Source organism: Actinomadura sp. NEAU-AAG7 (assembly GCF_018603865.1).
Classification (GTDB): domain Bacteria; phylum Actinomycetota; class Actinomycetes; order Streptosporangiales; family Streptosporangiaceae; genus Spirillospora; species Spirillospora litoris.
The window spans coordinates 94,298-106,558 of record NZ_JAHFZY010000004.1; the positions used below are offsets into that span (position 1 = coordinate 94,298).

Below are 12,261 nucleotides of genomic sequence, written 5' to 3' on the forward strand. Positions count from 1 at the left end.
ACCTCACCCAGGCTCATGACGGAGCAGGCGAGCTACATTGGACGCATGTTCGCGAAGACCCAACTGGTCACCCCGGAGAACGCCCTGCCGGGCAGGGACACGCCGCTTCCCGTCCCGCCCCGCCACGAGATCCTGGACGCCCCCCTCGCGCCGCCGTTCCCGGCCGGCACCGAGATCGCCGAGTTCGCCCTCGGCTGCTTCTGGGGCGCCGAGCGCAGGTTCTGGCAGACGCCCGGCGTCGTCTCGACCTCCGTCGGCTACGAGGGCGGGCACACCCCGAACCCCACCTACGAAGAGGTCTGCAGCGGCCTGACCGGCCACACCGAGACCGTCCGCGTCGTCTACGACCCGTCGGAGGTCTCCTATGACGACCTCCTCCGCGTCTTCTGGGAGTCGCACAACCCCACCCAGGGCATGCGCCAGGGCAACGACGTCGGCACCCAGTACCGCTCCGCGATCTTCTACCGCGACGACGCCCAGCGCGCGGCCGCCGAGGCGTCCCGCGACGCCTACCAGCCCGTCCTCACCGCCGCCGGCCACGGCCCCATCACCACGGACCTGACCCCGGCGACGACCTTCTACTACGCCGAGGACTACCACCAGCAGTACCTCTCCGACACCAAGAACCCGAACGGCTACTGCGGCCTGGGCGGCACGGGCCTCTCCTGCCCCGTAGGCGCCGCCCGCACCACCGGCTGACCAGCGGGCACCGCTCCAGCAGAGGAGAACGTCGGCGCCGGGCGGCCGCGCCCTGCAATGGCTCGGGGCGCGGCCGAAGGCGCGGGTATATACTGATCCGGAAGTTGGATATACGGGGGTGGCCGTGACCAAGAAGCTGATCGACATCGACGAGGACGCTCTTGCCGCTGCTGCCGAGGTGTACGGCACCGACACCATGAAGGACACCGTCAACACGGCACTTGTCGAAGCCGCCGCCGTCCTGCGCCGTCGCCAGGCCCTTTCGCGGCTTCGTCGGCGCGCACTGGCAGGGGAGTTCGACGCCCTGTACGAGAAGGACGCCTACCGCCCCAAGCCTGCCGATGCCGGGGCCGCCGCCCGTTGACCGCCCACTGGCTCGCCGACACCTCCGCCGTCGCCCGGCTGCTCCGCGACGAACGGGCGTACGGCCGGTGGGAGGACATGCTCGCCCGCCGCCTCGTGGCCATCTGCCCGATAACCGAGCTGGAGATCCTCTACAGCGCGCGGTCGCCCGCCGACCGCGCCGATCTGGTCGACGATCTGGGCGAGGTGTTCGGCCGGCTTGCCGTGCCCGACCGCGCGTACGAGCGCGCCCTGGCGGTTCAGGCGGAACTCACCGCACGCGGGCGGCACCGAGCCCCCGGGCCCGTCGACCTGCTCGTCGCCGCGGCCGCTGACCTGCACCGTGTCACCCTGTTGCACTACGACCGTGACTTCGACCAGATCGCCGACGTGTCCGGCCAACCCATGCAGTGGCTCGCCGAACCCGGCACCCTTGACCGCCCCAAAGGGTGAGCGACTCGGTGGCACGGTCCTCTCCTGCCCCGTAGGCGCCGCACGCGTCCAGTAGGCAACTGTTGAACTAGTTCAACAATCGCCTACACTCGTAGGCATGACTGCCATGGCGAGTTTTCCGTGGAGCACGCTGGCGCGCGATGCCGGCAGCGTGTTCCCGGCGCTGGACGACTCCGACGTCGTCCTGGAGCGGCGCGACGGCGAGAACCTGGTGCTCATGCGCGCCGAGCGCTTCGAGGCGGCGCGCCAGGCACTGGTGATCGCGGCCAGGTCCCTGTCCATCCTGGCGCGCAGGCACCGGGCCCTGGCCGAGGAGGCCCTGGCCGAGGAGCTGCCCTGGCTGGTCTGGCTGCCGGTCGAGGAGCGTCCGCAGGCCGTGGGCGAACTGCTCGACAACCTGATCGCCGGGGTCGACACCCGCGAGTTCGGGCCGTTCCTCCGGGCCCTCGGCGCCTGGCGGAGCACCGCCATCGCGTGGAGCGACCCCAACACGGCGCGGCGCCTCGCGGACCCGTTCGACGAGACCGGTGGCGAGGTCGTCGGGCGGCCCGGCGATGATGCCTAAGCGCGGGGACGTCATCGAGCGCCCGCACCCGTGGACGCTGATCGCCGCCAACGGCGGCGCCGTGAAGGGCTGGGAGGAGCTGAAACGCCAGTCCCGCCCGAACCTCGACCGCGCGTACATGGCGATCACCGGTGATCCTCGCCGCACCGACGCGCGCCAGCACCGGCTGAAGGGATCCCTGGGCACGGTCAAGCACCGTGAGGGAAGCCTCGACCAGTGGCAGTACGAGGTCACGGGTGGCGGCCGGGTCTGGTACCTCGTCGACGACGAGAAGCGCACGCTGTGGCTGACATGGGCTGGGACGGGCCATCCGAAGCGGACGGAGTGATCCCGCCTCGGCGGCATCGCGCCTTGGCCCGTAAAAGGTCCGTGCCCTGACGGCCGGTGTTCCGTGGTGGTCGGTTGTGTGTTTCGGCGGGTTCTGGTCCTGATGGTGGGGCGGCGCTGGGTGTGGGGGCGCCGCCCCCTGTGCTAGGTCGTCAGGGTCTTGGAGTCGGGGACCCGGTGGACCGGGGTTCGGGTCTCGCTTTCGCGGCGGTCGCCGGTGAGCCATTGGAGGGCCCATTCGGCGGACATCAGGGCGCCCTCCTGCCAGCCGGGGAGTGCGGAGAGCTGGTCGCCCATCATCAGGAACCTGTTGTTGCCCTGGGGGTAGATCAGGGACTGGTAGATACGTTTGTGGTCGGGGATGGCGGGGTCCCAGTGGGCCCAGCCGTGCTGGATGTAGGGGACCTTCTGCCAGGCGATGGAGATCGCCTTCTCGTCGGGGACGATGGAGCGGCTGAGGAATTCCTGGTGGAGTTTCGCGCCGGCCTCGCGGGCGGTCGCCAGGCGTTGGACGTGGGTCTGCTCGCCCAGTTGGCGGCCGGCGTCATAGGAGGAGTAGGCGCCGGTGAGGGTGGCCTTTCCGGGGGCGAAGCAGTCGTTGGAGGGGTAGACGATCTGCCGGGCGAGGTTGCCGAGCCAGCTGATGCCGCCGTAGATCTGGTAGCGCTCCGATTCCCAGAACCGCTGGGTGACCTGCCAGCCGACCTTGACGGCGCCGGAGTTCTGCGCGTTCTCGACCGCCCAGGTGAATTCGGGGGAGAAGCCTTCGAGGTGGACTCGCTGGCGCAGCACCGGGATGGGAATGCTGCTCAGGCAGTGGTCGAAGGTCTTGTCGTGGGTTCCGTCGGCGTCCTTCCAGGAGACGCGGACGTTGTCGTCGGTGAGCCTGATGGCGTGGACGGGCGCGTTCAGCGTGATGATCCCGGCGGGGACGGTCTTGGCGATGGCGCGGACGATGGCGTCCATGCCGCCGACCGCCTGGAACATCGGGCTCTGCCAGGTGTTGTCGTCGCCGCGGAAGAACTGGTCGTTCCAGAACTCGCTGTCCAGCAGGTCGGCGAGGCGCAGCGGATCGGGGCCCTCGGCCGCCTGGGAGACGCTGAGGGGTTTCGCCAGTCCGGAGCGGGTGGAGCCGTGGAAGGAATGGTCGGTCTTGCTGAGCTGGCCGAACTCGATGAGGAGGGCCAGCAGTCTCTCGCGCTGGGAATCGGTCAGCCTGTCGCTGTCGAGCAGGCCCTTCTTGACGGCCGCGGCGGCGTACTCGGCGACGTATCCGCGGGTGTCGAAGGCGACCTGGCGATAGGTCCTGGCGGCCTTCTGGAACGCCTTGTCGGTCTGGTAGAGGTTGGCGGTCGCCTGCATGATGTAGGGCTCAAGGGGGATGCGGAACCGGCGGCAGAGCGCGAAGACGCGCTGGTGCTGGTGGGAGAGCCGGCTCGGTCCGATGTTGAGGTAGAGGCCCTGGTCGAACTGGCAGGTCAGGGTGTGGGACGAGCCGTCCGCCCACACCTCGGTGATCGTGTCGCCGCGGCGGAGTGTGCGGGCGCGGCCGTTGGTGTGGTCCTGGGCCTCCAGGACGGTGACCGCGAAACCGGCCTGGACGAGTTTGACGGCGGCCGTCATCCCGCTGACGCCGGCGCCGAGGATCGCCACGGACCTGCCGTTGCCCTTTCTGGGGGGCGGCGTGAAAAGGCGGGACGGCGCCGACTCGGCATGGGCGGGGAGGGCGCCGGTCATGACCTGGAGCAGGCCGGCGGAGGCCGCCATGCCCAGGAAATTCCTTCGTGACGATCCCTTGTGCGAATTCTCCATCATGTCTCCTTGGGGGCGAAACCGGCGGGGGTGGGGTGGGGCCGCCGGAGGAGCTCGCGGGCGAGGCATGGGGAGTGGGACTTATGGCGCTGATCGCGTCGTGGGCATGGGCGAAGGCTACGTGGGGCGGGTGGTGTCATCCACGGGAACGGACGGAAGCGGTCACGTTCCCATGCCCCTTTCGCCGCCTCGGGGTGGGCCGTTTATCCGTCATTCGGTGAGGAGCGTTTTGTGCAGGTTTTCTGTAGCCGGAGTTCGGAGCGGGACGTGGTGTGCGCTCGTGTTCAGAGCGGTGGCGGATTTCCGGTCCCCGGGCGGGACTGGCCGTAGATGTGGACCTCCTGGCCGCGGTAGGTCGTGTCGCGCAGGTGCGTGTGGCCGATCCGGGTCGCCACGGCGATGGAGCGGACGTTGGACGGCAGGATCACCGAGATCACCTCGTCCGCGCCGAGTTCGGTGAAGCAGTAGGCGACGGCGGCGCGGCCCGCCTCGGCGGCGTAGCCCTTGCCCCAGTGGTCGCGGGCCAGGCACCAGCCGACGCCGAGGCCGGGGAAGCCGTGCGGGCGCCAGGGTCCGGCGCGTCCGGCGAAGCGCCCGGTGGACTTCTCGACGATCGCCCAGTGCGAGTAGCCGCGGATCTCGCGGTGGCCGATGAAGGTGGCGAGGCTGCGCCAGGCGTCGGCGGGGGACGTGCCGACGGACTCGGCCAGCCCGCCCGCGACGTCCGGGTCGGCGAGCATCGCCGCGTAGTCGTCGAAGTCGTCGCCCGCCAGCGGACGCAGCAGCAGTCGTTCCGTCTCCACCACACTCATGATCACAGTGTGCCTGCGCCGTCAACGGCGCAGGGCCTTCCCGGTGCCGGGAAGGCCCTGCGTTTCACGTGTTCCGCGGGAGGCGGAGTCTGTCTCCGTGTCGGACGGGTGCGTCCGGTCAGTACGGCAGGAGGCGGCCCGAAGGCGTCCTCAGGTCGGGCGGGCTCGGTTGACGTGGGGGCTTGGGGCGCTTGATGAGCTGCTGCCGTGCCATGGTGATCATCTCCCCCGTCGGGCCGGGTGTTAACCCGTTGATCGAGCCGATGTCGCCTGCACTTGTACGACGCGCCAGCCGTACGTGAGGTTCGCCGAGCTTATGCTCTAATCTCTGCCTCTTCGACCGAATTTCGTTGACGCAGAGTGACCGTGGACGCGTGGCCGACCACGGTCAGGAGACGATGTCGCGGTCGCGGAAGCGGCGGAACGCCAGGGCGAACAGGACCGCCGCGTAGGAGATCGAGATCGCGGAGCCCTTCGCCATGCCCGTCCACTGGATCTGGGGCTGGAGGGCGTCCATCCACGAGTACATCCAGTGGGTGGGCAGGAAGTCGCGCCAGGAGCCGAGCGCGGTCACCGCGTCCAGGATGTTGCTGACGATCACCAGCCCGACCGCGCCGCCGACCGCGCCGAGCGGGGAGTCGGTGGTGACCGACAGCAGGAACGCCAGGGCCGCGACGACGAGTTGGGCGACCAGCGAGTAGCCGATGATGACCGCCATCCGGCCGAGCGCGGTGCCCGCCGGGACGGTGCCGCCGGTCGGCAGCTCGACCGGGCCCCAGCCGAACCCGACGACGCCGGCGACCAGCGCCATCAGCGGGAGGCTGACGACCGCGACGACGGCGTAGGACAGCGCGACGGCGAGCTTCTGCCGCAGCAGCCGCGCGCGTGGGACGGGCGCGGCGAGCAGGTAGCGCAGCGACGACCAGCCCGCCTCGCTCGCGACGGTGTCGCCGCAGAACAGGGCGACCGCGACGACGAGCAGGAAGCCCGTCGAGACGAACAGCGCGAACAGGGCGAAGTTGAGCGCGCTCGCGGTGGCGACGTCGACGAGGCTGGGCACGCCGTCCGGCCCCGGGTCGCCGCCGATCTTGAACGCGCCGACCAGCACCCACGGCAGGGCGAGCAGGATCCCGAACGCGACCAGCGTGCGGCGCCGCCGGAACTGGCGGATCGCCTCCACGCGCAGCGGCAGCGTCCGCCGGACGCGGTACCCCGAGCCGCCCTCCGCGGCGGCGGTGATCTCTCCGGTGGTCATGGGGCCTCCCCGATGATCTCCAGGAACGCGTCCTCCAGCCGCCGCCCGGACCCGGTGATCTCGGCGACGGGACCGGCGGCGACGCGGCGCCCCCCGGCCATGACGACGGCGTGCGTGCAGGTCTGCTCGACCTCGGCGAGCAGGTGGCTGGAGACGATGACGGTCCGGCCGCCGGCCGCGTAACGGACGAGGACCTCGCGCATCTCGCGGATCTGCGGCGGGTCGAGGCCGTTGGTCGGCTCGTCCAGGACGAGGAGGTCCGGGAGGCCGAGCATCGCCTGCGCGATCGCGAGCCGCTGCCGCATGCCCTGCGAGTACGTCCGGACGGCGCGCTCCAGGGCCGGTCCGAGGCCGGCGATCCGCAGCGCCTCGTCCTTGTGGGCCTCGTCCAGGGGACGGCCGGTGGCGCGCCAGTAGAGGTCGAGGTTGTCGCGCCCGGACAGGTGGGGGAGGAATCCGGGCCCCTCCACGAAGGACCCGAGCCGCGACAGGACGGGCGCCCCGGGCGTGACGCGGTGCCCGAAGATGCGGATCTCACCCGAGTCGGGGTGGATGAGGCCCATCAGCATGCGGAGTGTGGTCGTCTTCCCCGCGCCGTTGGGGCCGAGCAGCCCGAGCACCTGGCCCTTCTCCACGCGGAACGACAGATCCGCCACGGCGAGGTGGCCGTTCTTGTACTTCTTGGTGAGGCCGCTTATCTCCAGCGGCACGTCGCTCAGGGACGGCTCGGTCATACGCCCCCTGCGTCCGCGCACCAGGATCCCGGCGGCTACGGCGAACGCGACGAGCGGCAGCACCCAGACCCACGCCGGGATCGGGGTGGGCTCGGTCTTCAGCGCCGGGACGGTCGGGACGGTCAGCCCCGACACCACCCGCACCTTGTACGAGGCGGGCTGCGGCGGCGTCGCGAACCCCATGTCGGTGGTGGCGAGGACGACGCGGAGCCGGTGGCCGCGGTCGAAGCGGTAGTCCATCGCCGGGAGCGTGACCGTCGCCTCGCCGCCGGGGGTGACGCGCAGCGGCGCGGCGATCCGCCGGGCCGGGACGGAGAGCCCGCCCGGCGAGACGTCGTACAGCTTGGCGAACAGGGGCACCGGCCCCTTGCCGCTCACCGCGATCCGGACGGTGGCGGCGCCGGTCAGCCGCAGCGGGCTCGCCAGCGGGGCCGTGTCGAACTGGGCGGACTGGCCGGGCATGTCGACCGGCAGCCCGCCGCCCAGACCGCCCGCGAGCCCGCCCAGGTCGCCGAGGCCGCCGAGCGCGCCGAGGCCGGGCAGCGCCGAGATCGACGCGGGCGACCCGCCCGCCGGGTTGAAGACCGTCTGCTCCCGGCCGTCCAGCGGGAGCGTGCGCGGCCCGGCGCCGAGGCCCGGGTAGGCGCGGGCCGTCGCCTCCTCGACGACGACCTGCTGGGTGGAGGAGTCGAGCCCGCCCGCGCGCGTCACCGCGAAGCCGTCCCGGGACGCCGCGCCGCCCCGGAGCCGCGCGTCGAAGAAGTCGCGCAGCAGCCCCCGGACGCGTCCGGTCTCGGAGTCGCCGCCGTCGTGCCCGCCCTGGTACCAGACGACCGACACCGGCGCGCCGTTGCGGGCGATGCCGCGGGCGTTGGCGTCGGCCTGGTCGAGCGGGAACAGCGAGTCGGCCTGCCCCTGGACGAGCAGCGTCGGCACCGTGACGCGGTCGATGACCGACGACGGGCTCGACCTGCGCAGCGTCGCCACCGCGTCCGCGGTGGGGGCGCCCGTCTCGGCGACCTTCTGGTACATCTCACACAGCGACGGCAGGAAGCGTCCGCATGCGGAACCGCCCGCGCCGTCGGTGAAGAACAGGCCCGCCCACAGCTTCTTGAAGACGCCGTTCCCGGCGCCCCCGCCGGAGGCGTCGGGGAACAGGGAGTCGGCGAGGTCGTTCCAGGTGATCTGCGGCGCGATGGCGTCCACCCGCCGGTCGTAGGCGGCGGTCATCAGCGCGATCGCGCCGCCGTAGGACTCGCCCGCCATGCCGAGCCGCGGGTCGCCCGGACCGTCGAGCTGCACCTCGGGGCGCTTGGCCAGCCAGTCGATGAGCTGCCGGGTGTCCTTGACCTCGTAGTCGGGGGAGTTCAGCGCGATCTCGCCGGTGGAGCGCCCGAAGCCGCGTGCCGACCACGCGAGCACCGCGTAGCCCTCCCGGGCGAGCGCCCGCGCCTCCTCGGCCACGCCGTGCTTGTCGCCGCCGAAACCGTGCCCGATCATGACGGCCGGGCCCTTCGCGCGGCCCACGGGCGCGTAGAAGGTGGTGTCGAGGGTGACGCGCTGGTCGTCCTTCGGGCCGTCCACGACCGCGACGTTCTGCTCGGACGTCCGGACGCGGGCCGCCTCCCCGGCGGTGGCGCCCACGGCGGCGGTGCCGCCGACCAGCGCGATCGCCGCGGCGGCGGCGCTCCAGCGGGCGGCGCGGCCCGTCCTGCCCCACCGCGCCCGGAGCGCGCCCCCCAGCCTCATGTCCAGCAGCCTATGCGCGGCTCCGCGGCGTCCGCTCCGCCACCGAGTCGATCTTCGCTGCGCCCGCTGCCGTACGCGGCGGCCCGCCCCTACATCCCGGGCTGTACGCCGCCCCCCGGCGTGAGCGCGGCCGTGAACATCGCCGTGAGCCGGTCGGCCAGGTCGGCGGGGTCGGCGTCCTCCAGCGCGTGGACGCCGAGCAGCCGCCGGATGGGCCCGCCGCCCATGATCAGCGCGGACGCGAGCAGCGCGCGGGCGCGGGCGTCGGGGCCGTCGAGCTGCGCGGCGATCGGCTGGACGATGACCTCCTCCAGGTAGGTCAGCATGATCTGCTTGACCTCGGGGTCGCCGCTGGAGCGGTCGATCATCCGGGTGACCACGGTGGTCTCCCGCTGGTCGAGGTGCCGGACGTAGTGCTCGGCGAGGCGCCTGGCCAACCCGTCCGGATCACCGGCGATGACCGCGCGCAGTGCCGACTCGCCCGACAGGACCTCGCCGAACAGCGCCGCCTTCGAGCCGAAGTACCGGTTGACCAGCGCCGTGTTGGCCTCGGCCGCACCCGCGATCATGCGGACGGTGACGTCGGCGTAGCCGTGCTCGCCGAACAGGTCGCGGGCGGCCGCGAGGATGCGCCGCCGCGTCGCCTCCCGGTCGCGCTTGGGCCGGACCGGCCCCGCCTCGGCGGGCGACGCCGTTTCCGCAGGTCGCGCCGTCTCCGCAGCCCGCATCCCCATCGCGTTCCATCCTCGATCACCCGGCATCCGGACAGGTTCCAGTATCCCCGAGTTGCAAGTAAACAAGCGTCTACATAATATACATGCAAAGCACAGGTAATCGGTTGAATTGGGGGCAGGGTGGCTCAACCGAGCATGGCGGCCCAGGGCCCGGGGTCGCCGGAGCGGGCGCAGGCGGCGCGGCCGTCCGACCAGGGCGAGCCCGCGCGGCGGTACTACACGCACCGCCAGATCCTGGAGATCCTCTCCGGGCTCATGATGGCGATGCTGACCGCCATGATCTCGACGTCGGTGATCAGCACCGCGCTGCCGACGATCGTCGGGGAACTGGGCGGCCAGGACCAGCTGTCCTGGGTCGCCAGCGCCGCCCTGCTCACGATGACGGCCTCGACGCCGCTGTGGGGCAAGCTGTCGGACATCTTCGGCCGCAAGCTGATGTTCCAGTCCGCGCTGCTGCTGTTCGTCCTCGCCTCCGTCGGCGGCGGGCTCTCGCAGAACATCGGCCAGCTCATCGCGGCGCGCGCGTGCCAGGGCCTCGGCGTCGGCGGCCTCTCCGCGCTGGCCCAGGTGATCCTCGGCGACGTGGTCGAGCCCCGCCAGCGCGGCCGCTACGCCGGATACATGGGCGCGACGTTCGGCGTCGCGACCGTCGCCGGGCCGCTGCTCGGCGGGTTCATCGTGGACGCCGACGCCCTCGGCTGGCGCTGGTGCTTCTACGTCTGCGTCCCGCTCGCGGTGATCGCCTTCCTGGTGATCCAGCGGGTGCTGAAGCTGCCGAAGGTCCGCCGCGACACCAGGCTCGACGTCTTCGGCGCGGTCACGATCACCGGCGCGGCCACCGCCGTGATGCTGCTGCTGTCCATGGGGGGCCAGCAGTTCGCGTGGGCCTCGCGGTGGACCGGCCTCCTGCTCGGCGCCACCGCCCTCCTGCTCGTCCTCGCGGTCTTCGCCGAGCGCGGCGCCCGCGACCCGATCCTGCCGCCCCGGCTGTTCCGCAACCGGACGTTCGTGCTCGCCAGCCTCACCTCGGTCTGCATCGGCGTCGCCATGTTCGGCGGCATGATCTACATGCCGCAGTACCTCCAGGTCGTGAAGGGGATGAGCCCGACCGCCTCCGGCCTGATGACGCTCCCGCTCGTGCTCGGCATGCTCGCCACCTCCACCGGGTCGGGCCAGCTCGTCACCCGCACCGGCCGCTACAAGATCTTCCCGGTGCTCGGCCTGGTCTTCGTCGGGGTCTCGATGCTGCTGCTGTCGCGGCTGCACGTCGGCTCGTCCGAGCTGCTGATCGGCGCGGACCTCGCCGTCCTCGGCGTCGGCCTCGGGCTGACGCTCCAGATCCTCATCCTCGCCGCGCAGAACGCCGCCGCGCCCGAGGACCTGGCCTCCACCACGTCCGGGGTCTCCTTCTTCCGCAGCCTCGGCGGCGCGATGGGCGTGGCCGCGTTCGGCGCGATCCTGTCCAACCGGCTGGCGGCCGAGCTGGCCGACGGGCTCCGCGCCGCGCACGTCGCGCCCCCGGCGGGCGGCGGCGAGCTGGGCTCGCCCGACCAGATCGCCGCGCTGCCCGAGCCGTTCAAGCACATCGTGCTGACCGCGTTCACCAACGCGCTGGAGAGCGTGTTCACGGTCGGCATCCCGATCGCGGTGCTCGGCTTCCTCGCGGCGCTCGCGCTGAAGGAGCTGCCCCTGCGCGGCTCGGCGGGACGCGGCGGGACCTCCGCGCCCGCCTCCGCGCCCGCCTCCGCGCCCGCCTCCGCGCCCGCCTCCGCGGCCGCCCCGGCGCCCGCCCCCGCGCCCGAGCCGGTGCCCGCACCCCCTACGCTGTCCGACATCCCGGTCGTCGCCGGGCGCGAGCAGGAGCTGGTCACGGTCGCCGCCGGTGGCCCGCCCGACGGGAGGCCCGCCGCGGTGAACGAGATGTCGCCCAACGGGGCGTCCCCGCCCGGCCCTCCGGCCGGTGGCGGTATGGAGCGGTCCGAACCGGCCGACGCGCGGGGCGGCGGCGTCCCGGTCCAGGGCGTGGTGCGCTCGGCCGAGGGCGCGGCCGTCGCGTCCGCCGCGCTGACCCTGATCGGGGTGGACGGGCACCAGCTCGCCCGCGCCATCACGCGCCCCGACGGCCGGTACGCGCTCCCCACCCCCGGCCCCGGCACCTACGTGCTGATCGCCGCGACCGGCGAGCACGAGCCGCAGGCCGCGACCGTCGTCGTCGGCGACCGCCCGGTGGACTTCGACCTGATGCTGGCCGGGAACGGCGGCCTCGGCGGGACGGTCCGCGGCGCGGGCGGCGTCCCGATCACCAACGCGATGGTGGTGATCACCGACGTGCGCGGCGAGGTCGTCGGCACCGGCCGCACCGACGCCTCCGGGCACTACGCCTTCCGGGACGTGATGTCCGGCTCCTACACGCTCGCGGTCAGCGCCGCCGCGCACCGTCCGGTCGCGGTGCCGGTGGAGGTGACCGGAGGCGGCCAGCACCGCGTGGACGTCGACATGCCGCCCGGCGCGCGGGTGCGCGGAACGGTCCGCACCGCGGCCGGCGAGCCGATCGGCGAGGCCAGGGTCACGCTCGTGGACGCGGCGGGCAACGCCGTCGCGATGGCGATCACCGGCCCGGACGGCGAGTACGCCTTCACCGACCTCGCCGCGGGCCGGTACACCGTGATCGCCTCCGGCTATCCTCCGGTCGCGACCGGCCTGGCGCTGTCGGGCACCGGCGCGGACGGGCACGATCTCACACTCGGCTACCCGGACGAATGACGGCACAGGCGAGCGA

At 72.4% G+C, this 12,261-nt stretch carries 11 protein-coding genes; 6 read left to right on the forward strand and 5 right to left on the reverse strand.

Features of this window, described 5'->3' with window-relative positions; all coding sequences use genetic code 11:
- Window positions 1-45 precede the first annotated feature (45 nt).
- The 5 genes from msrA to KLI87_RS19420 all read left to right on the forward strand — a co-directional run bounded on the left by msrA (window position 46) and on the right by KLI87_RS19420 (window position 2,387).
- Complete coding sequence (gene msrA / locus KLI87_RS19400) at window positions 46-699, forward strand: peptide-methionine (S)-S-oxide reductase MsrA (RefSeq protein ID WP_214618171.1); 654 nt, start codon at window positions 46-48, stop codon at window positions 697-699.
- Between the two features lie 124 nt (window positions 700-823).
- Entirely contained in the window at window positions 824-1,063 is a 240-nt protein-coding gene (locus tag KLI87_RS19405) for a type II toxin-antitoxin system VapB family antitoxin (protein WP_214618172.1), read from the forward strand.
- A complete protein-coding gene (locus tag KLI87_RS19410) occupies window positions 1,060-1,494 on the forward strand; it encodes a PIN domain nuclease (RefSeq protein WP_214618173.1) in 435 nt (144 codons plus the stop codon). Before KLI87_RS19405 ends, KLI87_RS19410 begins: the two co-directional genes overlap by 4 nt.
- A gap of 97 nt (window positions 1,495-1,591) precedes the next feature.
- On the forward strand, window positions 1,592-2,059 hold the full coding sequence (locus KLI87_RS19415; protein WP_246251235.1) for a hypothetical protein: 468 nt from the start codon (window positions 1,592-1,594) through the stop codon (window positions 2,057-2,059).
- The gene (locus KLI87_RS19420) at window positions 2,049-2,387 is read left to right on the forward strand and encodes a hypothetical protein (protein WP_214618174.1); all 339 of its coding nucleotides are present in this window, start codon (window positions 2,049-2,051) and stop codon (window positions 2,385-2,387) included. The genes KLI87_RS19415 and KLI87_RS19420 overlap by 11 nt, the downstream gene beginning before the upstream one ends.
- Before the next feature lie 143 nt (window positions 2,388-2,530).
- Here the strand turns inward: KLI87_RS19420 and KLI87_RS19425 are convergent, their stop codons facing one another.
- The 5 genes from KLI87_RS19425 to KLI87_RS19445 all read right to left on the reverse strand — a co-directional run bounded on the left by KLI87_RS19425 (window position 2,531) and on the right by KLI87_RS19445 (window position 9,482).
- Window positions 2,531-4,153 carry an FAD-dependent oxidoreductase gene (locus KLI87_RS19425; protein WP_214618175.1) on the reverse strand — a complete coding sequence of 541 codons (1,623 nt, stop codon included), beginning with the start codon at window positions 4,151-4,153 and terminating at the stop codon, window positions 2,531-2,533.
- 329 nt (window positions 4,154-4,482) lie between these two features.
- A complete protein-coding gene (locus KLI87_RS19430; protein WP_156222150.1) occupies window positions 4,483-5,010 on the reverse strand; it encodes a GNAT family N-acetyltransferase in 528 nt (175 codons plus the stop codon).
- Between the two features lie 388 nt (window positions 5,011-5,398).
- Entirely contained in the window at window positions 5,399-6,265 is an 867-nt protein-coding gene (locus KLI87_RS19435) for an ABC transporter permease (protein WP_214618176.1), read from the reverse strand.
- Window positions 6,262-8,748: an alpha/beta fold hydrolase gene (locus KLI87_RS19440; protein ID WP_214618177.1), complete on the reverse strand. Its 2,487-nt coding sequence runs from the start codon at window positions 8,746-8,748 to the stop codon at window positions 6,262-6,264. The genes KLI87_RS19435 and KLI87_RS19440 overlap by 4 nt, the downstream gene beginning before the upstream one ends.
- 89 nt (window positions 8,749-8,837) lie before the next feature.
- The gene (locus tag KLI87_RS19445) at window positions 8,838-9,482 is read right to left on the reverse strand and encodes a TetR/AcrR family transcriptional regulator (RefSeq protein WP_250904056.1); all 645 of its coding nucleotides are present in this window, start codon (window positions 9,480-9,482) and stop codon (window positions 8,838-8,840) included.
- 135 nt (window positions 9,483-9,617) lie between these two features.
- Here KLI87_RS19445 and KLI87_RS41580 point away from each other — a divergent pair, with 135 nt between their 5' ends.
- On the forward strand, window positions 9,618-12,245 hold the full coding sequence (locus KLI87_RS41580) for an MFS transporter (protein ID WP_214618178.1): 2,628 nt from the start codon (window positions 9,618-9,620) through the stop codon (window positions 12,243-12,245).
- Window positions 12,246-12,261: the final 16 nt, after the last annotated feature.

What these genes read in the sequence shown, in the direction of transcription:
- KLI87_RS19430 (WP_156222150.1), bottom strand. Translation starts at nt 5,010, where the DNA reads ATGAGTGTGGTGGAGACGGAACGACTGCTGCTGCGTCCGCTGGCGGGC.
- KLI87_RS19440 (WP_214618177.1), bottom strand. Translation starts at nt 8,748, where the DNA reads ATGAGGCTGGGGGGCGCGCTCCGGGCGCGGTGGGGCAGGACGGGCCGC.
- KLI87_RS19445 (WP_250904056.1), bottom strand. Translation starts at nt 9,482, where the DNA reads ATGGGGATGCGGGCTGCGGAGACGGCGCGACCTGCGGAAACGGCGTCG.
- KLI87_RS41580 (WP_214618178.1), top strand. Translation starts at nt 9,618, where the DNA reads ATGGCGGCCCAGGGCCCGGGGTCGCCGGAGCGGGCGCAGGCGGCGCGG.
- KLI87_RS19415 (WP_246251235.1), top strand. Translation starts at nt 1,592, where the DNA reads ATGACTGCCATGGCGAGTTTTCCGTGGAGCACGCTGGCGCGCGATGCC.
- msrA (WP_214618171.1), top strand. Translation starts at nt 46, where the DNA reads ATGTTCGCGAAGACCCAACTGGTCACCCCGGAGAACGCCCTGCCGGGC.
- KLI87_RS19435 (WP_214618176.1), bottom strand. Translation starts at nt 6,265, where the DNA reads ATGACCACCGGAGAGATCACCGCCGCCGCGGAGGGCGGCTCGGGGTAC.
- KLI87_RS19425 (WP_214618175.1), bottom strand. Translation starts at nt 4,153, where the DNA reads ATGGCGGCCTCCGCCGGCCTGCTCCAGGTCATGACCGGCGCCCTCCCC.
- KLI87_RS19420 (WP_214618174.1), top strand. Translation starts at nt 2,049, where the DNA reads ATGATGCCTAAGCGCGGGGACGTCATCGAGCGCCCGCACCCGTGGACG.